The following is a 24,833-nucleotide window of genomic DNA, read 5'->3' as shown; positions in this document are numbered from 1 at the left end:
TTTCATCAGGGGATTTACATGGCGACTAGCGCAGCTTCCTACTACATTCCGCACAAGGCGACCTGGCCTATCGTCGGTTCCATCGGTTTGACCAGCCTGCTGGCGGGCTTTGCGAACTACCTGAACGGTCTCTCCATCGGGCCGACCATGATGATTCTCGGCGCCGGCATTCTCGTGACCATGCTGGTAGGCTGGTTCGGTACGGTGATTCACGAAAGCGTCGCCGGAATCTACAGCGACCAGGTTGACCATTCCTTCCGCTGGGGGATGATCTGGTTCATCACCTCGGAAGTGTTCTTCTTCTCCGCCTTCTTCGGCGCGCTGTACTACGCCCGTATCTACGCACTGCCCTGGCTCGGTGGCGAGGGCGAACTGGGCGTGACCAATGAGATTCTCTGGAAGGGATTCGACGCGGTTTGGCCGACCAACGGGCCGGGCAAAGTTGGCGGCGAATTCGAGCCGATGGCGGCCTGGGGCATTCCCGCGCTGAATACCCTGATCCTTCTTTCCAGCGGCGTCACCGTCACGTGGGCGCACTGGGGCTTGCTGGCCGACAACCGCGGCCAACTCATCAAGGGACTGATCGCCACGGTAGCACTGGGTTTCCTGTTCGTGATCCTGCAGGGCTTCGAATATCATGAGGCCTACTCGGAGATGGGGCTGACCCTGGGCTCCGGCATTTATGGCTCTACGTTCTTCATGCTGACCGGTTTCCACGGCTTGCACGTGACGATCGGCGCGATCATCCTGACGGTCGTGCTGTTCCGCAGCATCCGCGGCCACTTCAGCGCAGAGCACCATTTCGCTTTCGAAGCCGCTGCGTGGTATTGGCACTTCGTCGACGTCGTCTGGCTCGGACTGTTCATCTTCGTGTACTGGCTCTGATACGAGCCGACCCTAAAAAAACGCTGCTTCGGCAGCGTTTTTTTTCGGGGCTTGAATCGAGGCGTCGCCATGTCGGCGACTCAGCTTTGTATCGCCATTTGCACTCACAGGAGTGAATTGGCCGGGCTTTGAGCAAGGCCGTTCCACCCGGCAATCCGTTGCCGGCCGGAATGGCTGATGGCGTTGGCTCAGATCACGAAATCCGGCGCGGCGGCGGCCGGAACCAACAGAGCGAGCAGTTCTTCGAGGTCCAGGGAGCCTTCCGTGATTACACGATTGGCACCGTCCGCCTCCGGAGCCGTGTCGGACGCGCAGAGGCAGACGATGCCGGCCCGCACGATGTTCTCCGCCACCAGGGCGGCTTGAGCGCCGAGCCGATCGGCTTCGACCACCGCACAAACGAAGCCTCGTTCGAACAACTGCCGCTCGAGCCGATAAGCCATCTCATGACGCTGGGGTCCGGTGAGCCAGACGGTGAGGGCCTTCTGGCCGAAGCGGGCGGCGCGCTCCTCGGCGGTGACCTTGCGGAAGCCGGTTTCGCCCTGGACCGGACCTGAAATCATGCCGGCGCCGACGGTGACGTTGGTCAGCCGGTCGATGACGATGAAGGCGCCGGTATCCTTGCAGCGGGCATAGGCGTCAAATGCCAGCGGAGCGCTCAATGCCAGCTCGCACAAACCGATCTCGTTGAGATTGAGCTGACCGGCCGGGTGCTGTTCCAAGGTGTTGACGTCGATCCGGTGGCGGATGGCGGCCACCGAGCCGGTGAGGGTCCGGGTGGCGTGCTTGAGGAGGTATTGCTTCCCCGGAATCAGCGGGGCTTCGGTCATCCACACCAGATGCGCCTCGAAGCGGCTGTCGAGGTGCGGCAGGCGGTCGGGGTGCACCAGGAGGTCGCCGCGGCTGACGTCGATCTCGTCCTCCAGGGTGAGGGTGACGGCCTGGGGCGGGAAGGCTGCCTCCAGTTCGCCGTCGTAGGTGACGATGGACTGGATCCGGCTGGTCGTCCTGGCCGGCAGCACCAGGACCGGGTCGCCCGGTTTGAACACCCCGGCGGCGACGGTGCCGCTGTAGCCGCGGAAGTCGAGGTGGGGCCGGTTGACGTACTGCACCGGGAAGCGCGGGTCGTCGAAGTTCCGGTCCTGGGCGATCTCGAGGGTGTTGAGCAGCGCGATCAGGGACGGCCCGCCGTACCAGGGCATGGCCGCGCTCTTGTGCACCACGTTGTCGCCGTTCAAGGCGGAGATCGGGATGAAGCGCACGTCGTGCAGCTCGAGCTTGTCGGCGAAGGCGAGATAGTCGGCGCGGATGCGGTCGAATACGGCTTCGCTGTGGTCCATCAGGTCCATCTTGTTGATGGCGACCAGGACGTGCTTGATCCCCAGGAGCGAGACGATGTAGCTGTGGCGCCGGGTCTGCACCTGCACCCCGTGGCGGGCGTCGATCAGGATGATGGCCAAGTCGCAGGTGGAGGCGCCGGTGGCCATGTTGCGGGTGTACTGCTCGTGGCCGGGGGTGTCGGCGATGATGAACTTGCGCTGGGCCGTGGAGAAGTAGCGGTAGGCGACGTCGATGGTGATGCCCTGCTCGCGCTCGGCCTGGAGGCCGTCGACCAGCAGGGCGAGATCCAGCTCGCCGCCGGTGGTGCCGGATTTGAGGCTGTCGCGCCGGACCGCGCTGAGCTGGTCCTCGTAGATCATCTTGGAGTCATGCAGCAGCCGCCCGATCAGGGTGCTCTTGCCGTCGTCGACGCTGCCGCAGGTCAGCAGCCGCAGCAGTTCCTTCTTCTCGTGCTGGGCCAGGTAGGCGTGGATGTCGGTGCCGATGAGGTCGGATTGGTGTGACATGGCTTAGAAATACCCTTCCTTCTTCTTTTCTTCCATGGAGCCGGCCTGGTCGTGGTCGATGAGCCGGCCCTGGCGTTCGGAGGTCTTGGTCAGCAGCATTTCCTGGATGATCTCGGGCAGGGTGGCGGCGTCGGATTCGACGGCGCCGGTGAGGGGATAGCAGCCCAGGGTGCGGAACCGCACCTTCTTCAGCATCGGCACCTCGCCCGGCTCGAGCGGCATGCGCTCGTCGTCGACCATGATGAGCATGCCGTCCCTTTCGACCACCGGCCGCTCGGCGGCGTAGTAGAGCGGGACGATGGGGATATTCTCGAGATAGATGTACTGCCAGACGTCGAGCTCGGTCCAGTTGGACAGGGGGAACACGCGGATGCTCTCGCCCTTGTTGATCTTGCCGTTGTACAAATTCCACAGTTCGGGACGCTGGTTCTTGGGGTCCCAGCGGTGGTGCTTGTCGCGGAACGAGTACACCCGTTCCTTGGCGCGGGATTTCTCCTCGTCCCGGCGGGCCCCGCCGAAGGCGGCGTCGAAGCGGTACTTGTCCAGGGCCTGCTTGAGCCCTTCGGTCTTCATGATGTCGGTGTGCTTCTTGCTGCCGTGGACGAAGGGATTGATGCCCTGGCGCACCCCGTCTTCGTTGACGTGGATGATGAGGTCCAGCCCCAGTTCCTGCGCCCGCCGGTCGCGGAAGGCGATCATGTCGCGGAACTTCCAGGTGGTGTCCACGTGCATCAGGGGAAACGGCGGCTTGCCCGGATGGAACGCCTTCATCGCCAAATGCAGCATCACCGCCGAGTCCTTCCCAATCGAATACAGCATCACCGGCCGCTCGAATTCGCTCACCACTTCGCGCAGTATGTGGATGCTCTCGGATTCCAGGTGCTTCAGGTGGGTCAGCCTGCATTCGCGCGGCGGCCGAACGAAGGACGGGGCGAATGGCTTTCCGGGAACGGAATATTCGCGGAAAGCCGGCGAAGTGAGTTGAGCGCTGCAAGCCATATTGTGACGTATACCTTAGGGTTTGAGGGTAGATCAAGCGATGGCGCGATCGGGTTCGCGTTCCCCGGATCCCAGCCGTTCGTAATAGCCACCCTTGACTAGGTCGGCGCCTACGATCCGGGCCAGTGCGGCGTCGGCTTCCTTTTCGACGCCTTCCAGCAGGAACTGGGTATCCAGTCCGCGCATGACGGCGGGCAGGCTCTGGCTCCTTTTCGCCCATTCCGGCCGCGTTTTCAAGCGTGCGAAGAAGGCGGTGTCGAGCCGCACGAAATCCGGCGCGAAGCGGTAAAGGAACTCGATGCAGTAGCGCTCGAGGAAGGCGTGGTCGGAGTGCTCGTCGAACTTGATAGCCGTGCCGTAGCCGTGATCGCGGTAGCTCTTCACGCCTTCCAGCAGGCGGACGAACTGGCGGTCATAGACGGGCGTCACCTGTACGGTGATGACCACCCGGCGTGGCGACAACCCGCAGCGGAAGATCACGTCTTCGAAATAGGCGCCATGGTTGCGTTTTACGCCGAGGATATGGCGCGGGTGGACATGCAGGAACAGACTGCCGTCGTCATGGGCGATAGGCAGGAAATTCAGCATGTGAATGGTGCGGCAGAGCCGGTCCAGGTTGACTACCGGCGGACCGTCGTCGGCGAGGGCGTAGACCTGTTCGGTGCTGTCGCCGGATGCTGCGGTTTGGGCGGCCTTGAGCGACGCATCGTAGCCTACGACCATGGAAGGCGCGTGGGTCAACCGGATGGGGTGCAGTTCCGTGCTCAGCCGGGCGTCGCCGAAGCGGCCTTCGACGCGGTCGCCGCGGAGTTCCAGGGGATTTTCGGAGAGCAGTTGCTCTTCCTTAAGTTTTTGGTTGAAGCAATTGACGAGTTCGAAAAGTGGCATGGTCGGTGTCCTCGATAGGCAGTGTCTGGCCGGTGTCCGGTGGTTCGTATCGTTCCGATGGGGGGAGCCGCATTCGAGGCGCGAATGCGGGCTTCATCTGGATCTGACATCGGGTTGTGCGGTTCATCGTGTTGGCTCTTGTCCGGGGTTGAATGAGCGGCGGGAGAAAAGTGCGCTCCGGTGACGGGTGTCGAACTCCGGAGCGCCCAGTACCACTGCTGTCACTTGCTGCTATAAATCTGGTCGAAGACGCCGCCGTCGGCGAAATGGGTTTTCTGTGCCTTGTCCCAGCCGCCGAAGACTTCGTCGATGGTGAACAACTGGATCGGGGCGAATTCTTTGGCATGTTTGGCCAGTACCGCCTGGTCGCGTGGCCGGTAGTGGTGCTTGGCCGCCAGTTCCTGGCCTTCCGGGCTGTAAAGGTAGTCCAGGTAGGCTTTGGCGACGTCGCCGGTGCCGCGCTGGCGGGCGATGTCGTCGACCACAGTCACCGTGGGTTCGGCCAGGATGCTGATCGAGGGCGCGACGATCTCGAAGTTGTCGGCGCCGTACTCTTTCAGGATGAGGTAAGCCTCGTTTTCCCAGGTGATCAGCACGTCGCCGATTTCCCGTTCGGCGAAGGTGATGGTCGAGCCGCGGGCGCCGGTGTCGAGCACGGCGGCGTTCTTGTAGATCTTCGCGACCAGGTCCCGCGCCGCCTGCTCGTTGCCGTATTTCTTCAGGGCGTAGCCCCACGCGGCCAGGTAGTTCCAGCGCGCGCCGCCCGAGGTCTTCGGGTTGGGCGTCACTACCGATACGCCGGTCTTGGCCAGATCGTCCCAGTCTTTGATGCCCAGAGGGTTGCCCTTGCGCACCAGGAACACCATGGTGGAGGTGTAGGGTGCGCTGTTGTGGGGCAGCTTGGCCTGCCAGTCCGCGGAGATCAGCTTGCGCTTCTCGTGCAACTGGTGCACGTCGTAGGCCAGAGCGAGGGTGACGACATCGGCGTCCAGGCCGTCGATCACCGCACGGGCCTGCTTGCCCGAGCCGCCGTGCGACTGGCGGATCTCGAGCGTCTGGCCGGTTTTTTCCTTCCAGTGCTTGGCGAAGGCGGCATTGTATTCCTGGTAGAACTCGCGGGTCGGGTCGTACGACACGTTGAGCAGAGTCAGATCCGCGGCTCGGGCGGTGCCGAAGCCGAGCAGGGCCGCGATGGAAAACAGGGACGCGATGGTGCCACCCCGGATCGATAATTTCATGATTTACTCCGTTCGTTAGGTCGGTAAAACGTTGTTTGTGGGGTTGCTGCTATCGCATTCATCAAAAGGCAACCTGTACCCGAGTGATGAAGGCTTTCTCCGTTTCGCGATCGACGACCTCATCGGTCAGTTTGCCGGCACTGTCATAAACGCCACCACCACCCTGGAAGGATGTCTGCGAGTAGTCGGCCATGAGCTTCACGTTCTGATTCAGCCACCAGTTCACGCCCAGCGACCAGTTCGTAGCGTTCTGCACGGCTTGGCGTGGGTCGGCGTAGGCATATACAGGGGTCTTAGAACCCGCTTTCGCGACGTTTTGGAAGACGTTGTCGCTGAAGCTGATATCGGTCCAGCGCGCCGCGACCTGAAACGCACCCCAATTCCCTTCGAAGGGATTGAAGGCGTGCCGTGGCCGGATGCCCTGGCCTTGGAACACGTTGTCTTCCCCGGTCAGCACATAGGACGCGGTGACGTTCCAGGCGTAGTCGTTTTCGATGATCTGGCTGGCGTTCTTGGTTCGCGGGCCTATCTGGCCGCTCGTCGTGGTCTGATTGGCGACACCTTGCTGAGAAACCGCATATTCACCGATCAGTCCGAACGGACCCCAGTTCCAGTACATCTGCGGATAGACTCGATACTGGGTGCCGTCGATGCGGGCGGCGGACACGTATCTGAACATGGTTTGCTGGCCGGGTGTGGCATAGGTCGGCGTTGAAGCGTCGTTCGGATTTCCCCAGGAGCCGGCGATGCCGACACCCAGCCCTTCGACCGCGTCATAGCCGCTGCCTTGGAACGGGTGCGCGAAGATGCGGGCCTCCACCTGTTTGGAGTCATTGTTCGCGCTGTCGATATTGCCGTTGTTGACCGTGCCGTCGAACACACCGACTTGGTAGGCGAAGAATTCCGGAAACAGGTACAAGTTGGAGCTGCGGGTGGTTTCAGGACCGCCCGGGCGGTCGAATTCGCCATGCAGCATGAAGCCGATGTCGCGGTTGGGCGCGAGTTGGGTCGGAAAGCCGCGTTCGGTGAATGTCAATGCCGACGCGCTCTGGAGGCGTTCGAGGCTGACCGGCGCTTTGAATTTGCCGGCCGCGAGGCTCGCCGACCGGAAATAGCGCAGATCCGTATAGGCGTCGAACAATCGGGTATTGCCCATGGCGAAATCCGGCATGATGCGCCAGTCCACATACTTCCATACGGTGCCGGTGAAAGTGGGACGGACCCGGCGCATATAGAAATTGTTGTTGAGATCGTCGCCGTTGGTATTGGCCGGATTGCCGTTGTTGTCGTAGATGAAGAAGTCGCTGTCTTGCTGGATGGTGCCGCGTACCGACAGGTTGAAATCGCCGTCCTGGCTTTCTACCTTCAAGCCTTGTCCGCCGACCTCGACTTTGGGCAGCTTGGCCCATTTGCCGTCGGATACTTCCTTGTCCACTTCCAGTTTGCGCTCGATGAGCTTTACCTTCTGGTCGATTTTCCTGATGTCCGGGGCAGGGGCTGCGGCTGCCGCTGCGGTCGTCTGTTTGGCCGTCGCCGCTTCCAGCGCATTCAAAGCCTTTTCCAGTTTCGATTCCAGTTCGTGGACACGCGCCTCCAGAACGTCCACGCGGTCGTGTTGGGTTTTGGCATTCAGATTCGGAGCGTTGAGGCTTGTCAGCGTCGTCACTGCAAGCGTCAGGGCTTTCTTCTTGTACATAAGTGAAATTTTTCGGTTAGTCGGTCCGGAGAGCTTTCGGTGTACCGGTCGGTTCCGTCACGAATTCATGTTTTAGTTATACGGATGCGCCTCCGGAGGGCCGGTTGGCACGGCGATCAGCCGACCGCCGGCGGTTCATTCAGGTTTGTGGCTTGGGGACGGAATTTCTCCCGCCTTTCGATTTGCACGACGCGCCCTTCATGCACGGTGATCTCCACGGAGCCGAAGCGGATGCCGGTCAGTGCCTCCATGATCCGAGCTGCCGGTGTCTCGGGTGTCGTCAGTGCGGGTTCGGATGGTGGCGTTTTCTGCGAGTGCAGCGTCATGATGGATTCCCGGTTGCTTATATAGGCGCAAGCGCTTGTTGCTTGAACGCCTACAAGTGTACGCATGCCGAACTATGACGAGAAAGAATAAAAAGAAATAGACATATGTCTATTAGTTTTGAAGGCTGCTGTTCTTCCGATCCTGTCTGAGGTCGTTGGTTTCTCAGAGCCGGTTCGCGATGTATTGATGAGCAGGACGAGAAACGGCAAGTGGACGAACTGCAAACGGGTGTCGAGCTTGCGTTCGCAGTTCTTCCATAGTCGGTGACACGTCTCCAGCCAGTCGAAGCTGCGCTCTACGCTTGCCCTGAGCGCAGTCGAAGGGACCCAGCGCTCTGGCAACGCGACGAACCTGTGCGGTGGGTCGCGTTTGGCCGCATGGAACGTCGCGCCGAGCTTGTCCTTGCCGAGGCCCGGGCGGTAGAACTCCAGCGAGCCGTCGTCGCCGAGTCGCTCGGGCTTTCGACGTCGTCGATCGACTTGCCCGGTCGGAGAAATCCACCGGAATCCGGGCTGATTCTTACGAACATGCAAGTGTTCACGGCTGAAAAAAAGCGGAGCCTGCGGTTCCTCGACCTGCAGGCTTCGCCCTCATCTCGTGGCTTTTAGAGGCGGTTGGGCTTTCTGCCGTCGATCACCGGCACCCGGCAGGTGTCCAAGGACAGACCACCCGGGCCTCGGGTGTACGGGCTAACCGGGACGTTCGGATCGAAAACTCCATCGGGCGGCACGGGGTGGCCCGCGACGCTTGTCGCGAGATAGCCGGCCGGACCGAAGGGATGCACGAACGCCGCATTGTTCTTGGCGAGGATGCTGGGCTTGCCGGCGTCGGCGGCAAGCCTTTCGATGATCTTGAGCTTGTCGCCGGTGGGACCGTTGAAGGCGGCTTTAAGCCACTGGTAGGTGACGTCCGCCCAAAACTGGTAATGACCGCGGGCGGCGTTTCCCAAGGTCGGCGCCACGCCGTCGATTTTTATCGAGCGGTAATTCCATTTCAGGTTGGCGTTGCGCTCGGTGCTCTGTATGCCGATGGCCCAGGCTTTGGTGCTCGTCGGATTGAAGGTGCTGTCGTTACTGCCGTCGTTGAAGTCCTTCAGGCACAGATCCATACTGCCTGGGCTTGGGGCATGCAGCACCACGGGACCCAGGAGCGGATTGGACGTCCGCGCGGGAGTGGGCGCACCGTCGGCACAGGGATAGTTGAGAAACGTAACATTGGCCTGGGCCTGAACACCGGCGCCGTCGGCGCGCCGGCAGATGTGCACCTTGTCGTCGGATAGGTCCCCTGCTCCCGCGTATGTGGTCAGGGGAGCCGAGCCGCCGTTCTTGGAGACCACCTGGAACTCGCTCCATTTGCCGATGCTGCCGGTAAACAGGCTTGCGATCTGCTGCTTGCTCAGGCTGGGCATGCAAGGCTCGGTATCCTGGGTCTCGCACTCCGGCGCCAGTTCGCCGCTGTCGATCTGGGCGCGTTGCAAGGCGTCGCGCAGAGATTTGGTCACCGGCACATTGAACAGGATGGAGCCGCCGGATTTGACCTCCATGCGCTCTATTACCTTCCCTGGATTCACCGGGGCAACGCCATCCGGCGTGTTGGTCCCCCAGAAAATTTCCGGGCCGGGATTGGATATTCCGGCATCGGAAACCACCGGGGCCAAATCGCCGGGCTGCGAAATCCGGCAGCGGTAGAAGCCGTCGCTGCCTTCCTTTGCGCAATTGCCGTTGTTGATGACCAACTGGTCGATGGGCTGCGCGTCGAGAACCGGGTTGACGCCCATGGCGGCAGCGCCGGCGGTGCGCTTGTGGAAGAGCACTTTCGGATTGTTCACGGACAGGCCCGGAACCTTCGCGGAGTCCAGGGTGCAGAAGATGGCGGTATAGAGGGCGCCGGGACTGGCGGGACTCGCATTGTCGAAGTACGTGTCCAGGGTACCGGCGACGCAAAGTTCCTCGAACAACCGGCGCAGGTTGTTATCCTGCGCCCCGGCGCCGGACACGTAGATCCGGATATCCGGGGTGACCGACGGCTCATGGGCCTGTGCCTGTCCCCAGTGTATCAACGCGCCGGCCGTGATTGCCGCAGCGATTTTTTTGAGTTGCATGAGTTAACTCCTATCTGTATGTCTACTTGAGAGAAATTGGGTGGTTATGTCTGGCGGCCCGGCCTGAGCGGGCGGGCCGCCTCGCGGTTTCGTGCCGGATTCAGGGCGACACTATGACGTCGATCTGATCGCAGACGAATGCGGACTTCTTGTCCGGCTTCGCGCAGATCCGGAGTACGCCTTGCTCAGTGACGTGCTTCTTGGTGGGTTTCCACAGCGCCTGCCCCTTCTTGTTGGCGACGCTCCCCAATCGCTTGAAGTTGGAGCCGCCATCCTTCGAAAAGTCGATGTTGACGAGCTTCTTGGCAGGGATGCCGGTGGAGGACCAGGCGATCGCCTGTTTCTCCTTCACCCTCCAGGCCGCAGGCGCGCTGAGTTTGATGAGCGCACCCGTCGTCCCCCCCGCCTGGACGGTGATGCTGACCTGAGCCTCGGCGCTGGCCTGACCGTCGCTGACAGTGAGCTTAAAGACGTAAACGCCCGGCTCGGTCGGGGTGAAGGTGGCGATTGACCCTTTGGCACCGGCCAAAGTCACTGGAGGCCCGGATATCTGGGTCCAGGTATAGGTCAACTGGTCGTTTTCCGGATCGCTGCTGGCGGAACCGTCGAGGGTGACCGGCGCGTTGACGCCCGCCGTCCGGTCAGTGCCCGCGTTGGCTATCGGCGGGCCGTTTTGGGGGCAGGACTCTCCCGGTGCGGAATAGGTCAGCTGCCCACTCTCCGTCAGCAGCCACGTGCCGAGCTTGGTAGCTTTACCCGCATCATCGGCGCCCGTGGGGTTGTTCACGAAATAGAACTCCAGTTCCGCCCCGGGCTTACCCTGGGTGCTGCCCCTGACGGTTTGGCCGATGCTCGGCCCCCAGGTACCCTTGCCGTGGTAGCCCGCGTCACTTGGCCCGAATACGCCGGATAGATTTTTAGCCTCCTGTCCCGACGCGTTCGTGAAGGGGACGACGTTGAGCGCCCCGATGTAGACCTGGATCTTTTGCAGGGTGTTGTCGATGAAATTCCAGCCCGTGTTGAAGATCCCAGCCCCCTGGCCGGATGTCGCCACATAACCCCAGGCCGTCACATTGCCGGAATCCTTGGCCAGCGGATTGACCGCGGCGACGTTGTAGACCAAGCCGGGCTTGCCGGCGAATCCGGCGTAGTTCGGATCCTGGCTAAGGTTGGTATTGACGCAGCCCTGGTTATTCACGAATTGCACTAGGGTCCGGCCCAGGTCCTTGTAGTAGGACTTCTCGCCAGCCTCGTCGAAAACCGAGACGAACACTTCACCCGGTGCGCCGAACTTGCCGTCGTTTATCAGTGCGTGCGCCTGGTAGCTTCCGGCCAGGAAAGTACCGAGAAAAATCGCTTGCAGTTTCTTCATAGTGGTATTGTTCTCGAAAGTGGAGAAATCGTTGTTCTGCCGCGCCCCTTATCAGGAGCGCGCTAAGATCGCGCCTTACCTCGGACGAATCGTTCCGGTTTAGCAAGGCGGGGAGTGCGGCGGGCGGTGGCCCCGGTTTTTTGGAAGGTGTTTTGCCGACTCGAACTTGCGCGGGTGCGCTTCCACGAGGCCGTGGTGGGGAGGGAGATTCGGAGCGTTGAGGCTGGTCAACGTCGTCTTTGCAAGCCTCGGGGCTTTCTTCTTGGACATGGGAAGTCTCTCCGTTCGTCGGTTCGGAGAACTTCCGGTGTTCCGGTCAGTTCCGTAGCGAATTCATGTTTTAGTTATACTGATACGCCTCCGGAAGGCCGGTTGGCTTGGCGATCGAGGGAACGTCCGCGGTTCGCTCAGGTTGCGGTTTGGGGGCGGAATTTTTCCCGCCTTTCGATTTGCACGATGCGTCCTTCATGCACGGTGATCTCGACGGAGCCGAACCGTATGCCGGTCAGCGCCTCAATGATCCGGGCGGCCTGAGCCTCCGGCGTTGCGGCGGCCGGTTCGGATGGCGGTGTTTTCTGCGAATGCTGCGTCATTGTGGATCCCCCCCGTTGCTTGTGCAGGCGCAAACGCTTGTTGCTTGAACGCCTACAAGTGTACGCACGCCAAAACATGACGAGAAAGAATAAAAAGAAATAGATATATATCCGTAAATTTGGCGGCCGCTGTTCTTCCGACTCTCGTTTGATTCGTCTTTCAATGCTTGTCCTGTCTTCTATCGCCGGTTTCTTGGGCGTATTCGCCTTGTCTATGGGTCTTACGGGCGCCGTTCGGCGTTATGCGCGACGGCGCCTGCTGGATGTTCCGAACGCCCGCAGCTCCCACCGGGTGCCGACGCCGCGGGGCGGCGGTCTCGCCATCGTGGTCGCGTTGTTGGCGGGGGAGGTCTACTGGCGCTGCGTCGTCGGCGACGTCGTCGCCGGCTTCGCCGTCTTGGCCGGGGGTGTGTTGGTCGCGGCGGTCGGGTTCTGGGACGACCATGGCCATTTGTCCGCCCGCTGGCGCCTGCTCGCCCATCTGGCGGCGGCTGCCTTGGCGGTGGCGAACCTGCCGGGCGACATGCCTTTGCGGTTGGGGGCCGTTTCGTTCGGATCCGGAGCCTTCGCCGATTTCATCGGCGTGCTGGTCATCGCCTGGATGCTGAACCTTTTCAATTTCATGGACGGCATCGACGGTCTGGCTGGGCTGGAAGTGGTCAGCGTGGGGGCCGGTGGCTCCCTCCTGCTTTTGTTATCATTGCCGCCAAGCGTTTCTCCGCCTCTCGCGCCCGGACTGCTGGCCGCCGCAACGCTGGGCTTTCTGGTCTGGAACTGGCCGCCGGCGAAGATTTTCATGGGCGACGTCGGCAGCGGCTTCGTGGGCTATCTACTGGGCTGCGAGGCGATCGCGACGGCCAAGGCCGGGATGCTGAGCCTCACGGTCTGGTTGATTCTGGCCGGGGTATTTGTGGTGGATGCGAGCTTCACCTTGGCCCGCCGCATTGCCGGCGGCGAACGCTGGTACGAGGCGCACAACTCGCATGCTTATCAGCACGCGGCGCGGCGGCTGGGCGGTCACGCGCCGGTCGACCATCACGTCCTTGCGCTCAACCTGCTGTGGCTTTTTCCGCTGGCCGGCCTGGCGGCCTGGAAACCGGCCTGGGAACTGCCCTTGCTGATGCTGGCTTATCTGCCGCTGCTCTATCTGGCGATCCGCCTGCGAGCCGGCCAACCCGAGCTTTAGTCCGTGATTCGAGCACACTTCGACAAGCTGCGTTCGCGCACCGTCATTTTTCTGCATGATCTGCTGATGGTGCCTCTGGCATGGTTCGGCGCCTATTGGCTGCGCTTCAATCTGTCGGAAGTGCCGGAGCCGCACCTCAGCGTCGCCATCAAATGGCTGCCGCTGGTGGTGGTGATTCAAGGTGTGGTGTTCCGGCTGTTCGGCCTGTACCGGGGTATCTGGCGCTTCGCCTCCATGCCGGACCTCCTGCGGATCGCCAAGGCATCGGCCAGCGGGATCATCCTGATCGTCGCAGCGTTATTCTTCCTCGACCGGCTGGACGCCGTGCCGCGCTCGGTCATCCCGCTCTATACCCTGTTGCTGGTGCTGTTTCTGTCTGCGCCACGGGCCTTGTACCGGATATGGAAGGATCGCTCGGTGCAGCTGATGAACGGTCGGCGGGCCTTGATCGTCGGCGCCGGCAAGGCCGGTGAAACCCTGGTGAGGGACCTGTTGCGCAGCAACGAATCGGCGTTCGCGCCGGTGGCCTTCGTCGACGACGATCCTCACAAGCGCGGCTGGGAAATTCACAGCCTGCGCGTGTGCGGCGCCTGCGACCGCATCCCCCCGCTGGTCGAGAAGCTCGATATCGAGGCTATCCTGATCGCGATGCCATCGGCCGGCGACCAGGAAATGCGCCGCATCGTGGAAATCTGCGAGACCACAGGTCTGCCGTTCCTGACCCTGCCGTCGGTGCGGGACATGTGGAGCGGGCGCCTGTCCGACGCCCTGCGTGACGTGTCCATCGAAGACCTGCTCGGGCGGGCGCCGGTGCGGCTGGACTCCACCGAACTGGCCGGTTACCTCGACGGCAAGTGCATCATGGTGACGGGCGGAGGGGGCTCCATCGGGTCGGAACTGTGCAAGCAGATTGCGCAATTCTCATTGGGAAGTCTCGTAGTCTTCGAACACAGTGAATTCAACCTCTATCGTATCGAACTCGAATTGCGGCAAGCCTTTCCCGACATGGAGATCCACGCCGTATTGGGAGATGTCACCGATGCCGCTTCGGTGAGAAGGGCGATCGATGCCCACAAGCCGGCGGTCATCTTCCATGCCGCGGCCTACAAGCATGTGCCCTTGCTACAACAGCAGGTCCGGGAAGCCGTCTTCAACAACGTCATTGGCACCCGCACGGTGGCGGAGGCTGCCGTCGAGCGCGGGGTCGGCGAATTCGTACTGATCTCCACGGACAAGGCCGTCAATCCCACCAACGTGATGGGCGCCACCAAGCGCGCCGCCGAATTGGTGGTTCAGAGCTACAACGGCGAGGCGGCGACGCGGTTCATCACCGTGCGGTTCGGCAATGTGCTCGGCTCCGCCGGCAGCGTCGTGCCGCTGTTCCGCGAACAGATCCGCAACGGTGGACCGGTCACTGTGACGCATCCGGAAGTCACGCGGTTTTTCATGACCATTCCCGAAGCCTGCCAGCTCATCATGAAGGCGGCGGCGACCGGGCAGGGCGGGGAAGTGTTCGTGCTGGACATGGGGGAGCCCATCCGCATCGGCTATCTGGCCGAACAGATGATCCGCCTCAGCGGCAAGCGCCCTGGCGAAGATATTGCCATCGAACATATTGGTCTCCGGCCCGGTGAGAAAATGCACGAGGAACTGTTTCTGAGTACGGAGCAGCTCCAGCCGACTGGCTACGCCAAGCTGATGCTGGCCCAGGCGACCCCTTGCGACCGTTCTCTCGTCGCCGCCCGGATCGCCGCGATGGATGCCGCTTGCCGCAGTTTCGACCAGAACACGGTTTCTCAGGAGCTGTGCCATCTGGTGCCGGAATACCGTGATGCAGGGATCGCAAGCTGAAATAAGCTTGTATTCGGCCGGCCATTTCGGTAGACTTCCGCGCTTTGAATTGGGACGCCAGAACGGAGCGTACAAGAATGAAAACCTTTAGCGCAAAGCCGGCTGAGGTTAAACGCGACTGGTATGTCGTCGATGCCGAAGGCAAGACGCTGGGTCGTCTGAGCACGGAAATCGCACGCCGCCTGCGTGGCAAGCATAAACCCGAGTATACGCCGCACGTCGATACCGGCGACTACATCGTCGTCGTCAATGCCGAGAAAGTGCGCGTGACCGGCAACAAGGAACAGGATAAGATTTACTACAAGCACACCGGCTACATCGGCAACATGAAGTCGATCAGCCTGGGCAAGCTGCGTGATCGTTGTCCTGAGCTCATCATCGAGACCGCGGTGAAGGGCATGCTGCCGAAGAACCCTCTGGGCCGGGCCATGTTCCGCAAACTCAAGGTCTACGCGGGGCCGAGCCATCAGCACCAGGCGCAGCAACCGAAACCTCTCGAAATCTAACGAATAAATCAGGCACATGGCACAGACGCAGTACTACGGCACGGGCCGCCGCAAGAGCGCGATCGCCCGCGTCTATACCCGGACCGGCACCGGTCAGATCCGTATCAACGACAAGTCGCTGGAAGAATACTTCGGCCGTAAGACCGATCGCATGATAGTCATGCAGGCGCTGGAAGCGGTCGAAATGACTGACAAGCTTGATGTCAACGTCAAAGTCGTCGGCGGTGGACCTTCCGGTCAGGCGGGCGCCATCCGCCATGGCCTGTCACGCGCGCTCATCGAGCTGGACGAGACCATGCGTCCCGTGCTGCGCAAAGCCGGCTACGTGACCCGCGACGCTCGTGAGGTCGAACGTAAGAAGGTTGGCCTCCATAAGGCGCGCCGTCGTCCGCAGTACTCCAAGCGTTAACCGAGTTCTGCTGGGGGATCGTCTAGCGGTAGGACAGCGGACTCTGACTCCGCCAACCGTGGTTCGAATCCACGTCCCCCAGCCAATAAAATCAAGCCCTTACGCAAACGCGAAGGGCTTTTTTATTGCCCGGTGTCAACCAAGTGTCAACGCACTTAAAGGATTGAACCGCTTGGCCTGTTCCAGATATTCGGGCGCAAGGTGGGCATAGCGCATCGTGACGGTAATGCTGTGATGCCCGAGTATGCGTTGCAGCGTCAGAATGTCTCCGCCTTTCATTACGAAGTGGGAGGCGAAGGTATGACGGAGGACATGCGCCAACTGGCCGTCAGGCAACTCGATGCCGGAGCGCTCAACCGCTTTTCGGAATGCTCCGTAACAAGGACGAAAAGGTCCTGAACGGAGCCGCGACGCCAACAACGCGGCTAGCGAATCTTCGAGGGGCACTGAGCGGTTTTTTCGGCTTTTGGTGTCGGTAAACGTCACGAGGCCGGGTTTCTCCCGTACATTGTCGAACCGCAGCCCCTCAGCTTCCGACCACCTGGCCCCGGTCGACAACGCCAGAACGGCCACCAAGTAGACGTCGGCGTTCCTGGATTCGCGGAGGGCGGACAGAAGCCGCTCGATCTGTTCGGCTGTAAGGAACGACAGTTCCGGCTGGTTAATGCGGATCGGGCGGACTCGAGATAGCGGATTCTCCCCTTTCCAATGGCCAAGCCGCTTGAGTTCGCCGAAAACGCCGGCAAGATAAGAGCGTTCCCGGTTAAGCGTCGAGGCTGACACGCCGGCTTTCAGCCGCTCGGCCCGGTAGTCGGCGAAAACCTGGGCGCTGAAACGATAGGCGTAAGGGTCGCCGACCGCGTCACACAGGGCAATCAGCCGCCGGTAGGTGTCCACAGCGCTTTTCAGATTGACGCCGTGCAGGTCGAACCAGAGCTTGACCAGCTCGGAGAGCTTGCGGGTGTCCTTTTGCGGAACGACGAATTGCGGATCAGCCGCCACCTTCGCCTTCAGCGTTTGTTCCCACCGCTCGGCATCCACTTTACGCCTGAATGTCTTGCGGTAGCGCTTGCATCCCCTTCCGCCCGGTTGAACGTCCGCCTGCCAGCCGTCCGGCACCTTCTTGATCGCCATGGCTGCCCACTACGCGGCTCTCCCCAAGGTTCGCCGCTTCCATAGCCCTTCGCGGATAAAGTCCATCAGATCCTGCTCCACCTGGTCCTTGGCCTGGCCCCGGCGGGCGAGGTGTTCCAGCAGCTTGGGGTAGATCGACAGCCGCTTAATCTGGATCAGGATGTAATCGGCATTCCTGCCCTCACGGGCATAGAGCGAAATGAGATTGCCGAGCACGTTGCCGAAGTTGCGGGCGACTGCGGACACGTCCTCTTTTTTTTTACGCACGATCTTGTAGCCCTGGGCCGGGACCCGGAACTCGGGATCGTCGCGGAGCAACTGCCAGATGGGATCGATGTAGGTGCCGTCCTTGGCGCGGTTGATGGTCAGGGCATAGCGCCACATGTCGGTGAGGTGCGGCACGACGTCCAGCCAGCGCTTGAGGGTTTTGCCCAGGCCTTCGCCGATCTCGTTCACCACCGAGTGATGGAACCTGGCTTCCACCCGCCAGACCGGCTGGGTCGGATCGAACTCCCCTTCGGTGAACTCGCCCCATTGCCCCTGCATGAAGTCCACCTTGTCGGCGTGGACGATCTGCTTGGACTTGTCGTAGAGGCAGAGCTGGAGGGAAGCGGCTTTGCCGAAGGTGAGGCTTTCGGCGGCCTGCTTGCCGTAGCAGACGGAGACATCGGACAGGCCCTCGAACTCGGCGTCCGAGATGCCGTCATAGCGCCTTGCGATACGGGCACGGGTGATGAACCTGTCCTGGAAGTGCGGATCGGGGGACCAGTGCTGGACGTCCACCGCCAGATGAATGGCAACCCCGGCGGGTTCGGGGGCGGTCATCAGGTGATGGGCGAAGCTGTCGAGTTCGGTCTGGATCGCGTGGACGTTGCAGGCCGCCAAGAGATGGGGCGAGAGTTCAATCTTCAGATGATGGCCGGGCTTGCCCTCGAGCAGATCGGCTTCGGCCTGGTAATAGCTGCCGATCAGCAGGATGACACCGCGGGTGTTGTCCTGGAGGGCGTAGCGGTAACCGCAGACCTTGCCCATTCTTCGGGCCGCCCAGGGATGTTGCCCCTCGAGGAAGCGAAATTCCCCGGTGCCTTCGGCCGCTTCCTTCACTGCCCGGTAAAGGTCGGGTTTCAATTGGCCGTGGTAGTTCTGCCGCACGGTGTCCACGAAGGTGCCGCAGATCAGGATATGGGACAGGTCCCAGGTGATGCGGGGGGTTTTGAAGATACGCCCCTTGGGGTCCTGGTCGGTGCCCTTGGACAGACTCGACACCGAGTAGCGTTCGAACGTTTTCAGATCAGCCATCGCATTGACTCCCTTTTCAAATCAAACTTTCAACGAAATCCAAACAACACAACCACTTTCACTTTCACCGTTTAATGCTCCGGTATAGCGGCTTTGTATCCCCCTAGATCAGACGTGTTACAAGGACGTCTGCTCACGGCGCTGCCGGCCTTCCCGGCGGCGCCGCTCCGCCTACGTCGTCGCGGCTGGCCGGCTCGGCCGTGAGCTTCGGTTTACGTTTGCTGTGCGGCACGCAGGAGGCGGTGCGGACCAGGGCGCCGAAGGCGACCCGTGCGAAGCAGGTGGTGACCAGGTCGACCTTGGCGCCGATCTGGACCAGTTCGCGGTCGGTGAGGTGGATCGTGTCCTGCTCCGACTCGGCCACGAACAGGTAACGCAGATCCTCGATGGGGCCATAACGGCCGGCGATGTAGAGCCTTCTTCCGTCTAACGGGTCAGCAGCCCGAGCAGCCGCAAGAGCGCCATCCCCACCAGCAGCAGGGCCGCCAGGCGCAGCACCACCCGGTGCAGGACCCATAGCAGCAATGATCCCGCCGCCCGGCCCAGGTGCCGGCCCAGGAACACCAGGCCCTGGTCCAGCAGCACCAGGTACGGAAGACTTAATCGGGCCGCCCAGTACAGCGGGCCGATCACCCGAGAAAAACCAGTACAGGCAACCGGCGAGCACGCCCACCAGAAAGAGAACGCGAGGGCTCGCAAGGAGAGACAAGCCCGCGATAGTGTCACGGACGGTGCCGGTGGCGGTGCTGTCATAGAGTTTCCAGACCTCGGGTTTGATGCGGCGGTTGCGCAGAATCAGGAAATCCGACGCCGCCTTACCGTTGTCGTCGGCCATGTGGAAGGCTTCGAGGTAGAAGCCCTTAAGGCCGATGATGGCCTGGTTCTTGTGCTTGTAAGCCCCTTCGGCGCATTGGCGGACATCCGGCCGCAGCCGGTCGATGTTGGGCGTGGTCAGGACCATGTCCCAGCCGTAATGCCGGTGCATCTCGAAGGCGGTCTGCCAGTTGAAGGGGCGGTTGGCGGCATTGGCGGCGTCCAGCCCGCCGGGGTAGTCGAGTTCCCTTAAGTCCCCGTCCTTCCAGGTCTTGGGCCAGATCATCTGGGCTTCGTCCAGCAGCATGAAGGCCCCGTGCGGGAGCCAGTGCCACCAGCGCGACAGCAGTTGGCGGTTCTTCGCCGCGTCCGGGTGTTCGGTGGTGGGGAGGTGGATCAGCTCGAAGCTGTCGGGGACGGTGTCATCGCCCAAGGCGTCCCGGACCCGCTCGACCGAATCCAGCCCCCGGACATTGGTGACCACCACCCGGCCGGCGCGGGCGGCCGGGATGAAGTCGTCCATGACCGCGCCCGAGGTCTTGTAGCTGCCCGGTGGGCCGTGATGAATTTTGATGCTCATGTCGCCCCCGGAATGAAGCGCAGCAGGAACCGGGTGAGTGCCGCCGTCACCACCAAGGTGATGCACTGCGGCACCCCCAAGGCGTTGAGAATCGCCACCGAGGACGCCGGCAACAGATCGAAGGCGGATTGCATGCGGTTGGCGAAATCCAGGTCCGCGAGCATCACCTTGGCCGCATCCCAGCCGAAATCCAAGGCCCAGAGCTTGAACTCCAGGCTCTTCCAGACCAGGTACTCCACCAGCTTAGCGAACGCCCAGACCCCGAAGTCATAAATGCCGGTCGTGATCCAGTCCCAGATACCCTGGAAGAAGGTCAGGACCGCATCGTAGACCCGCTGAATGGCTTCAATCATGAGAACAGCACGTAGAAGGCGTAGACCACGGCGATGAACAACAGGCCCGGCCCGAGCAGGTTGAGGGCGGCAATCACCGAGTCATTGCACAGGCTCACGTACGAACCCAGGAACGAGAATCCCCAGTCGGCGCCGCAGACCAAGGCGCCACTCCCGTTGCCGAAAGTCACCATGGCGTTCAATTCGGCCTTGATGGCGGCAATGCGGGCAGACAGATCGGACCGCAGCTGTTCGATTTCGGCTTGCTTGCCGCCGGACGACGGCGGCTCGGCGGGGGCGGCCGTAAACCCGTTGCCGGTGAGACTGCCGCCGATGCCGTCCTTGATGGTGTTGAGCGAGCCGAGGATACCGGACAGGGTGGTCTCCTTGGCCAGCCCGGACGTGTCCAGACAGTTCGACCCGGTACAGTTTCCGCCCCCATTCCCATCGGGCTGACCGGAGCCGTTATCGCCGCCGGGGTAGTTGCCGAAGTTGCCGTCCTGGTCGCCGTCGCCGCCGGGACCGTCGCCGACCGGGTTGCCGTCGCCGTCGGCATCGCCGCCGCCGGGCTGGCCGGTGTTGTTGCCGGGCAGCTTGATGTCGCCGCCTTTCTGCGCCGGCGGATCGGAAGGATTGGGCGGGGGCGGCGGGGTCTGGTTGCCGCCGCAGACATAGCCGGACTTGCCGATGAAGAAACACTCCCCGTTGGTCGGCAGCTGATCGCCGCAGAACTTGTTGCCGTTATAGACGCCGCAGCCGGGGCGCTGGCGGTCGATGCACATGGATTTACCGGTCGCATCGTTGACGCAGTTGACCGGGGGATTGGTGCCGGGCTTGGGGGGATCGACCTCTTTACTCACCGAGGCGATCACGGCGCCGGCCGGGGCCGAACACAGGCCGCCGGTCTGGACGAAGCTGCCGGTGTAGGTCGTGCCGGGCTGGTTGTTCTTGGTGGCGGAGACGCCGATCAGGATCAGCTGGTCCTTGTCGCTGGAGCGGATCGCGCAGCCGTTGACGCACAACAGCCCGGAATAGCTGGCGGCCTGCCAGACCGAACCCTCGCCGATGGGGGCGCCGGCTTCGCACAGCCCGGCCGCGGCACAGGAACAATCGGCCTGGCGGTTCTGGCCGGCGGGGCAGTCGGGGACGTTGTAGCAGTAGCTGGTGGTGTTGTCGTAGGTGCCGCCATTCGGGCAGGAAGACCCAGGCGAACATTTAGGCGGATTGCTACCGGCGATCAGGTTATAACCGTCGGGGCATTGGTAGCCCGGATCATCCGGGCGGCATTCCACTGGGCTGCCTTCCAAGTGATAACCCGCATCGCAGGTGTTACGCGACGAGCAATCAACGGCTTTATTGTCAATGTTGCAATAAACGATCATCGGCCCGTCATTCGACGCACGGACCCCGCCATAAGAGGCGCAAGCCGTGATTTTGCATGCGTCATAGCTGGAATCGCAGCCGCTGCCATAACACACACGAGGAACCTTGTTTTGTAAAAAGATGACGTCCCTGGGTTGGTTCGCGGCACAGTTCAACGCGAAGGCGCAGGGGCGGAGAAGGCCGATGACGATAAGCGTGACGAGATACAGGGATAGCGCCCGAGCCGGTAGAGGCCACAGGCCTACCCGAGCCAGAGAAGAAACCGGGGAAACCCGGGCCGCCGTCGTCACGGTGCCCGGGTGTCGAAGGTCAGAAGGAACGGCTAGCACGTTCATTCCAGCGTAAGCGCCAAGCGGCTTAGATGGCGGTGGTGCGGATGCCGGCCACGAAGACCAGGATCCAGCAGACGCCAATCAGACAAGAGACGGCGGTGACCATGGCTTCCGTCTCGAGTCCCGCTTTACGCTTTCTTGATGAGGGCGATGACGACACCGACCACGACCAGGGCGGCGACCATGGCGACCACGCCGGTGCCGGCGGTGATGCCTTCGGTTTGAGCGCTGGTGAGCGCCGCAGCGGCATCGGCCCCCATGCCGGCGAACGCATTGCCGGAGACCGCCAGGGTGCCGGCACCGGCTGCCAGGGCTTTGCCGCCGTGGCTCTGCGCCAGGTCGCCGACCTTTTCCCAGGCGCCCTGGACGAACTCGTAGGTGGCGCCTGCGGCTTGCTTCATTGCACGTATCATGATGAATACCTCTTTGGTTACTGTTGGGATTGCGGCGGGAGGCCCTTAGGGGTTGCGGGCTTTCCTCACCGTGTGGATGACGCCACCGATGCCTGCACCGGTGGCGAACAGGATCAGACCGCTGCCGAAGATCCATTCGACGGTGGTCCAATCCACTCCGCCCGTATCCAGCACGGCGCCAAGCGTGGCTTGGTTGGCCGGATCGAGGGCGAGAGTCTGGATCGTCCGCCACACGCCGCTGCAGACCGGGGCGTTGGTCTGGGGGTCTTGCGACAGCACGCCGTCGCAATACGGCAGGGTGACGGACTGGGAGATCATGGGAACTCAGCTCCTGGGCTGGGTTGGAGTTCGTTCAGGGTTTGCCGTCCCGGCCTTCAGGCTTTGGCCGCCGCGGCGAGCGGGTCGAGGCCGGGCGGGGCCATGACCGGGGCGGGTTTGGCCGAGGCGGCGGAAGCCGAAGCGGAACCGGAAACTGAAGCGGAGCCGGAAGCCGAACCGGAACCGCTGCTGCTGACGTTCCCGGCCTGGCCGGGCTGGAGCGGCTGGCCGTCCTTGCCGAGCTTGAACAGTTCATGCAGCCGGGCTTTGTCGAGCAGGTTGTCGGGACGCAGGCCGGTGACCCGCAGTTGGGCTTTGTCGCCGGCGCCGCGGCCGAGCTGGACGTCGATGAGGTATTCGCCGGGGACCTGGAGGGCTTGGAGCTGGGCGAATATCTCGTAGGGCATGCGCAGCCGGATGAGTTCGAGGCCGAACTGGTTGGGGTTGCGGCCACTGGTGGGCTGGAGGATGTAGAGCCTTCCGCCTTTGCCGCCGCCGTCGTCGGTCATGTCGTAGCGGGTGGCGCTGACGACGAGGCCGCGCAGTGCCCCGGCCAGGGGGCGCTGGCTGTCGGGGTGGGGTTTGCTGACCGGGGCTTGGGGGTCGAGGTGGAACAGTTCGTAGAGCGCGGGGACTTCGAATTGGCCGCTGCCGGCGAGGGAGAGGACGCTTTCTTTGTCGCTGTCCTGGCTGCCGCGTTCGATGTCGACCAGCAGGTCGTAATGGCCGGGCAGGGGCTTTTGGCTGAGCTGTTCGACCAGGTCGTAAGGGGCGTTGAACTTCTGGACCTGCAGGCCTAAGTGATTCTGGGCGTCGTCCTGGGCGGGCTGGAGGACGTAGACGCTGCCGCCTTTGCTGCCGTCGATGTGGTAGCGGTTGGCGCCGATGACGGGGGCGCTGATGACGATTTGCATGGGTTTTCTCCGTTTGGGGTTCACGCGCTTGGGGGTACAGCCGGTCTGTCCGGTGTGCGCGTAGGGGCACCGGGCCGGCGGAAGGGGTGGCGGTTCATCGAGGCCGGCGCTGCTACCGGCGCGGGCGCTGAAGCTGAAGCTGAAGCTGAAGCCGGGAGCGGCATGGCGCCTTTGGCTTCGGCCTGGGCCTGGAGACTGCGGTCGTAGTCCTGGAACCAGGCGAGGGCTTCGACGTAGTCGGGGCGGAGTTCGCCGGTGTCGCGGTCGATCCCGTCGCGCAGGGCGTCGATGTGCGGGAACAGCGGTTCGCAGCGGTCGCTGTCGGCCTGGATGACGAGGTTTTCGCCCGGTCCCCAGTACCAGCGCTGGCGACGCTTAAGCCGGCAGCTGTGGGCGGGGTTCTTTTCGACTTCGCCACGGTAGTAGGGGCAGTCCCAGCATTGCGGCGGGGTGCGGGTGAAGGCTACGCGGCGGGGTCTGTCGCTGGCCGGGAGGCCGGCGGTTTCGGGGGCGATCTGTTCGCTTTCGGTGGAGTAGCGGCCGCCGCCGATGGGGTAGGCGCAGGCGGCGGGCGGGGTGCGGTAGTCGAAGCGGGCGGCGCTGTTGAGCAGCTCGAGCGCGGGGCCGGTGAGGCGGAAGCCGCAGACGGTCCAGCCGTTGGGTAAGGCTTGGAGGTAGTCGCAGTCGGGGCAGTGGCGGAGGTTAGTACGCACAGGCGAGCTCCCGGTTGAGACGCCAGAGCCAGAGGGCGCTGGCGAGGACTTCGGCGACGGCGTAGAGGCAGACGGCCAGGAGGGCGAGGCCGGCCAGGCTGGCCAGGAGGGCAGTGCGTTCGGCCGCAAGGCGGTGCTGGCTGCGGGTGGCGTAGCTGGCGTCGAGGGTGGGTCTCATGCCAGGACCTCGACGTGGATCAGGGGGAGGGCGAGGCGTGCGGCGGTGAAGGCGTCGGGCACAACCGGCTTGGGCATTCCCAAGCCGGGGTGACGTCGAGGGCTGCGGGAGAATTCGGGCCGTGCGCTGGGAAAAGGTGCCCGCCCGGTAGCAAGGGGATGAGAACTAACGGACGAATCTACCGAGCGGGCGAACAAGGTCCCGGTGAAAGCGGTCACACCGGGCCGGGAAGACTGACCATGCAAGTACAGCCTTTCCGGAATGACACGGACTACGGGCCAGGGCAAAGCGTCTGGCGCGTGCCTGGGAGTGTACTGGGCTTGGGGGTTGCAGGAGAACCCGAGTACGCTACAAAGGGAATATTTCCCGATATCGGGTGGCGGGTTATTTAGGCCGACGATCAGGCCGGCAACCCCCCGGAACGCCCATTGCATCCGGGGCCGCGGATTTCCCGGCAGCCGGACCGGGCAGTTCTCCACAGGCACCCCCCGCCTCTGGGGGATACGCTGCGCAACCCCCGGCGGGT

The 24,833-nt window shown here is 62.5% G+C and carries 25 protein-coding genes, 1 tRNA gene and 1 pseudogene; 7 read left to right on the top strand and 20 right to left on the bottom strand.

Annotated elements, in window-relative coordinates; translation table 11 throughout:
- The first annotated feature begins 18 nt into the window (after positions 1 to 18).
- Positions 19 to 885 (top strand): cytochrome c oxidase subunit 3, encoded by an 867-nt coding sequence (locus tag OOT43_RS06205; protein WP_266023958.1) that lies wholly within the window; start codon positions 19 to 21, stop codon positions 883 to 885.
- Positions 886 to 1,073: 188 nt separating this feature from the next.
- Here OOT43_RS06205 and cysN read toward each other — a convergent pair whose 3' ends face one another.
- The 7 genes and pseudogenes from cysN to OOT43_RS20530 form a co-directional block, all read right to left on the bottom strand.
- Complete coding sequence (gene cysN, locus OOT43_RS06200; protein ID WP_266023957.1) at positions 1,074 to 2,732, bottom strand: sulfate adenylyltransferase subunit CysN; 1,659 nt, start codon at positions 2,730 to 2,732, stop codon at positions 1,074 to 1,076.
- Positions 2,733 to 2,735: 3 nt separating this feature from the next.
- Positions 2,736 to 3,731, bottom strand: a complete 996-nt coding sequence (gene cysD, locus OOT43_RS06195) for a sulfate adenylyltransferase subunit CysD (RefSeq protein WP_266023956.1) — start codon at positions 3,729 to 3,731, stop codon at positions 2,736 to 2,738.
- A gap of 33 nt (positions 3,732 to 3,764) precedes the next feature.
- Positions 3,765 to 4,619 carry an EAL domain-containing protein gene (locus tag OOT43_RS06190; protein WP_266023954.1) on the bottom strand — a complete coding sequence of 285 codons (855 nt, stop codon included), beginning with the start codon at positions 4,617 to 4,619 and terminating at the stop codon, positions 3,765 to 3,767.
- A gap of 221 nt (positions 4,620 to 4,840) precedes the next feature.
- Positions 4,841 to 5,857 (bottom strand): sulfate ABC transporter substrate-binding protein, encoded by a 1,017-nt coding sequence (locus tag OOT43_RS06185; protein WP_266023953.1) that lies wholly within the window; start codon positions 5,855 to 5,857, stop codon positions 4,841 to 4,843.
- 61 nt (positions 5,858 to 5,918) lie between these two features.
- Positions 5,919 to 7,553, bottom strand: coding sequence for an OprO/OprP family phosphate-selective porin (locus OOT43_RS06180; protein ID WP_266023952.1), 1,635 nt, complete (start codon positions 7,551 to 7,553; stop codon positions 5,919 to 5,921).
- Positions 7,554 to 7,669: 116 nt separating this feature from the next.
- A complete protein-coding gene (locus OOT43_RS06175; RefSeq protein ID WP_266023951.1) occupies positions 7,670 to 7,879 on the bottom strand; it encodes a YezD family protein in 210 nt (69 codons plus the stop codon).
- Positions 7,880 to 8,065: 186 nt separating this feature from the next.
- A pseudogene (locus OOT43_RS20530) lies at positions 8,066 to 8,272 on the bottom strand (hypothetical protein); the annotation flags it as partial.
- Here OOT43_RS20530 and OOT43_RS06165 point away from each other — a divergent pair.
- Positions 8,258 to 8,488 carry a hypothetical protein gene (locus OOT43_RS06165; RefSeq protein WP_266024983.1) on the top strand — a complete coding sequence of 77 codons (231 nt, stop codon included), beginning with the start codon at positions 8,258 to 8,260 and terminating at the stop codon, positions 8,486 to 8,488. The pseudogene OOT43_RS20530 and the gene OOT43_RS06165 overlap by 15 nt on opposite strands.
- Here the strand turns inward: OOT43_RS06165 and OOT43_RS06160 are convergent.
- The 3 genes from OOT43_RS06160 to OOT43_RS06150 form a co-directional block, all read right to left on the bottom strand.
- Positions 8,485 to 9,981, bottom strand: coding sequence for a hypothetical protein (locus tag OOT43_RS06160; RefSeq protein ID WP_266023950.1), 1,497 nt, complete (start codon positions 9,979 to 9,981; stop codon positions 8,485 to 8,487). The two genes, OOT43_RS06165 and OOT43_RS06160, sit on opposite strands and share 4 nt — an antisense overlap.
- Before the next feature lie 100 nt (positions 9,982 to 10,081).
- Positions 10,082 to 11,353, bottom strand: a complete 1,272-nt coding sequence (locus OOT43_RS06155; RefSeq protein ID WP_266023949.1) for a PKD domain-containing protein — start codon at positions 11,351 to 11,353, stop codon at positions 10,082 to 10,084.
- A gap of 407 nt (positions 11,354 to 11,760) precedes the next feature.
- The gene (locus OOT43_RS06150) at positions 11,761 to 11,946 is read right to left on the bottom strand and encodes a YezD family protein (protein ID WP_266023948.1); all 186 of its coding nucleotides are present in this window, start codon (positions 11,944 to 11,946) and stop codon (positions 11,761 to 11,763) included.
- A 163-nt stretch (positions 11,947 to 12,109) separates the two neighbouring features.
- Here OOT43_RS06150 and OOT43_RS06145 point away from each other — a divergent pair, with 163 nt between their 5' ends.
- The 5 genes from OOT43_RS06145 (at position 12,110) to OOT43_RS06125 (ending at position 15,983) form a co-directional block, all read left to right on the top strand.
- A complete protein-coding gene (locus tag OOT43_RS06145; RefSeq protein ID WP_266023947.1) occupies positions 12,110 to 13,132 on the top strand; it encodes an MraY family glycosyltransferase in 1,023 nt (340 codons plus the stop codon).
- A 3-nt stretch (positions 13,133 to 13,135) separates the two neighbouring features.
- Complete coding sequence (locus tag OOT43_RS06140; RefSeq protein WP_266023945.1) at positions 13,136 to 14,983, top strand: polysaccharide biosynthesis protein; 1,848 nt, start codon at positions 13,136 to 13,138, stop codon at positions 14,981 to 14,983.
- Positions 14,984 to 15,060: 77 nt separating this feature from the next.
- Positions 15,061 to 15,489 (top strand): 50S ribosomal protein L13, encoded by a 429-nt coding sequence (rplM, locus tag OOT43_RS06135; RefSeq protein WP_266023943.1) that lies wholly within the window; start codon positions 15,061 to 15,063, stop codon positions 15,487 to 15,489.
- A 16-nt stretch (positions 15,490 to 15,505) separates the two neighbouring features.
- Positions 15,506 to 15,898, top strand: a complete 393-nt coding sequence (rpsI, locus tag OOT43_RS06130) for a 30S ribosomal protein S9 (RefSeq protein WP_266023942.1) — start codon at positions 15,506 to 15,508, stop codon at positions 15,896 to 15,898.
- An 11-nt stretch (positions 15,899 to 15,909) separates the two neighbouring features.
- A tRNA-Gln gene (locus tag OOT43_RS06125) sits at positions 15,910 to 15,983 on the top strand.
- Between the two features lie 50 nt (positions 15,984 to 16,033).
- Here OOT43_RS06125 and OOT43_RS06120 read toward each other — a convergent pair.
- The 10 genes from OOT43_RS06120 to OOT43_RS06075 all read right to left on the bottom strand — a co-directional run bounded on the left by OOT43_RS06120 (position 16,034) and on the right by OOT43_RS06075 (position 24,307).
- On the bottom strand, positions 16,034 to 17,032 hold the full coding sequence (locus OOT43_RS06120) for a phage integrase (protein ID WP_266023941.1): 999 nt from the start codon (positions 17,030 to 17,032) through the stop codon (positions 16,034 to 16,036).
- A 9-nt stretch (positions 17,033 to 17,041) separates the two neighbouring features.
- The gene (locus OOT43_RS06115; RefSeq protein ID WP_266023940.1) at positions 17,042 to 18,331 is read right to left on the bottom strand and encodes a hypothetical protein; all 1,290 of its coding nucleotides are present in this window, start codon (positions 18,329 to 18,331) and stop codon (positions 17,042 to 17,044) included.
- 133 nt (positions 18,332 to 18,464) lie between these two features.
- Entirely contained in the window at positions 18,465 to 19,724 is a 1,260-nt protein-coding gene (locus OOT43_RS06110; protein ID WP_266023939.1) for a zonular occludens toxin family protein, read from the bottom strand.
- Complete coding sequence (locus OOT43_RS06105; protein WP_266023938.1) at positions 19,721 to 20,077, bottom strand: DUF2523 family protein; 357 nt, start codon at positions 20,075 to 20,077, stop codon at positions 19,721 to 19,723. The genes OOT43_RS06110 and OOT43_RS06105 overlap by 4 nt, the downstream gene beginning before the upstream one ends.
- A complete protein-coding gene (locus OOT43_RS06100; protein WP_266023937.1) occupies positions 20,074 to 21,348 on the bottom strand; it encodes a hypothetical protein in 1,275 nt (424 codons plus the stop codon). Before OOT43_RS06100 ends, OOT43_RS06105 begins: the two co-directional genes overlap by 4 nt.
- A gap of 551 nt (positions 21,349 to 21,899) precedes the next feature.
- Positions 21,900 to 22,172: a hypothetical protein gene (locus tag OOT43_RS06095; RefSeq protein ID WP_266023936.1), complete on the bottom strand. Its 273-nt coding sequence runs from the start codon at positions 22,170 to 22,172 to the stop codon at positions 21,900 to 21,902.
- Between the two features lie 57 nt (positions 22,173 to 22,229).
- Complete coding sequence (locus OOT43_RS06090) at positions 22,230 to 22,502, bottom strand: hypothetical protein (protein ID WP_266023935.1); 273 nt, start codon at positions 22,500 to 22,502, stop codon at positions 22,230 to 22,232.
- Positions 22,503 to 22,558: 56 nt separating this feature from the next.
- Entirely contained in the window at positions 22,559 to 23,416 is an 858-nt protein-coding gene (locus tag OOT43_RS06085) for a hypothetical protein (protein WP_266023934.1), read from the bottom strand.
- 20 nt (positions 23,417 to 23,436) lie between these two features.
- Complete coding sequence (locus OOT43_RS06080) at positions 23,437 to 24,129, bottom strand: hypothetical protein (RefSeq protein WP_266023933.1); 693 nt, start codon at positions 24,127 to 24,129, stop codon at positions 23,437 to 23,439.
- The gene (locus OOT43_RS06075; RefSeq protein ID WP_266023932.1) at positions 24,119 to 24,307 is read right to left on the bottom strand and encodes a hypothetical protein; all 189 of its coding nucleotides are present in this window, start codon (positions 24,305 to 24,307) and stop codon (positions 24,119 to 24,121) included. The genes OOT43_RS06080 and OOT43_RS06075 overlap by 11 nt, the downstream gene beginning before the upstream one ends.
- Between the last annotated feature and the right edge of the window lie 526 nt (positions 24,308 to 24,833).

The sequence above is a fragment of the Methylococcus mesophilus genome, assembly GCF_026247885.1.
GTDB lineage: Bacteria > Pseudomonadota > Gammaproteobacteria > Methylococcales > Methylococcaceae > Methylococcus > Methylococcus mesophilus.
The sequence above is the reverse complement of the archived record's forward strand: the minus strand, read 5'-3'. Positions and strand labels throughout refer to the sequence as shown.

Excerpts from the sequence above, each read along its gene's own strand:
- OOT43_RS06160 (WP_266023950.1), bottom strand. The coding sequence starts at position 9,981 with ATGCAACTCAAAAAAATCGCTGCGGCAATCACGGCCGGCGCGTTGATA.
- cysD (WP_266023956.1), bottom strand. The coding sequence starts at position 3,731 with ATGGCTTGCAGCGCTCAACTCACTTCGCCGGCTTTCCGCGAATATTCC.
- cysN (WP_266023957.1), bottom strand. The coding sequence starts at position 2,732 with ATGTCACACCAATCCGACCTCATCGGCACCGACATCCACGCCTACCTG.
- rplM (WP_266023943.1), top strand. The coding sequence starts at position 15,061 with ATGAAAACCTTTAGCGCAAAGCCGGCTGAGGTTAAACGCGACTGGTAT.
- OOT43_RS06190 (WP_266023954.1), bottom strand. The coding sequence starts at position 4,619 with ATGCCACTTTTCGAACTCGTCAATTGCTTCAACCAAAAACTTAAGGAA.
- OOT43_RS06110 (WP_266023939.1), bottom strand. The coding sequence starts at position 19,724 with ATGAGCATCAAAATTCATCACGGCCCACCGGGCAGCTACAAGACCTCG.
- OOT43_RS06175 (WP_266023951.1), bottom strand. The coding sequence starts at position 7,879 with ATGACGCTGCACTCGCAGAAAACGCCACCATCCGAACCCGCACTGACG.
- OOT43_RS06185 (WP_266023953.1), bottom strand. The coding sequence starts at position 5,857 with ATGAAATTATCGATCCGGGGTGGCACCATCGCGTCCCTGTTTTCCATC.
- OOT43_RS06085 (WP_266023934.1), bottom strand. The coding sequence starts at position 23,416 with ATGCAAATCGTCATCAGCGCCCCCGTCATCGGCGCCAACCGCTACCAC.
- OOT43_RS06180 (WP_266023952.1), bottom strand. The coding sequence starts at position 7,553 with ATGTACAAGAAGAAAGCCCTGACGCTTGCAGTGACGACGCTGACAAGC.
- OOT43_RS06090 (WP_266023935.1), bottom strand. The coding sequence starts at position 22,502 with ATGATCTCCCAGTCCGTCACCCTGCCGTATTGCGACGGCGTGCTGTCG.
- OOT43_RS06205 (WP_266023958.1), top strand. The coding sequence starts at position 19 with ATGGCGACTAGCGCAGCTTCCTACTACATTCCGCACAAGGCGACCTGG.
- OOT43_RS06150 (WP_266023948.1), bottom strand. The coding sequence starts at position 11,946 with ATGACGCAGCATTCGCAGAAAACACCGCCATCCGAACCGGCCGCCGCA.
- rpsI (WP_266023942.1), top strand. The coding sequence starts at position 15,506 with ATGGCACAGACGCAGTACTACGGCACGGGCCGCCGCAAGAGCGCGATC.
- OOT43_RS06115 (WP_266023940.1), bottom strand. The coding sequence starts at position 18,331 with ATGGCTGATCTGAAAACGTTCGAACGCTACTCGGTGTCGAGTCTGTCC.
- OOT43_RS06145 (WP_266023947.1), top strand. The coding sequence starts at position 12,110 with ATGCTTGTCCTGTCTTCTATCGCCGGTTTCTTGGGCGTATTCGCCTTG.
- OOT43_RS06120 (WP_266023941.1), bottom strand. The coding sequence starts at position 17,032 with ATGGCGATCAAGAAGGTGCCGGACGGCTGGCAGGCGGACGTTCAACCG.
- OOT43_RS06165 (WP_266024983.1), top strand. The coding sequence starts at position 8,258 with ATGGAACGTCGCGCCGAGCTTGTCCTTGCCGAGGCCCGGGCGGTAGAA.
- OOT43_RS06105 (WP_266023938.1), bottom strand. The coding sequence starts at position 20,077 with ATGATTGAAGCCATTCAGCGGGTCTACGATGCGGTCCTGACCTTCTTC.
- OOT43_RS06075 (WP_266023932.1), bottom strand. The coding sequence starts at position 24,307 with ATGAGACCCACCCTCGACGCCAGCTACGCCACCCGCAGCCAGCACCGC.
- OOT43_RS06155 (WP_266023949.1), bottom strand. The coding sequence starts at position 11,353 with ATGAAGAAACTGCAAGCGATTTTTCTCGGTACTTTCCTGGCCGGAAGC.
- OOT43_RS06095 (WP_266023936.1), bottom strand. The coding sequence starts at position 22,172 with ATGAAGCAAGCCGCAGGCGCCACCTACGAGTTCGTCCAGGGCGCCTGG.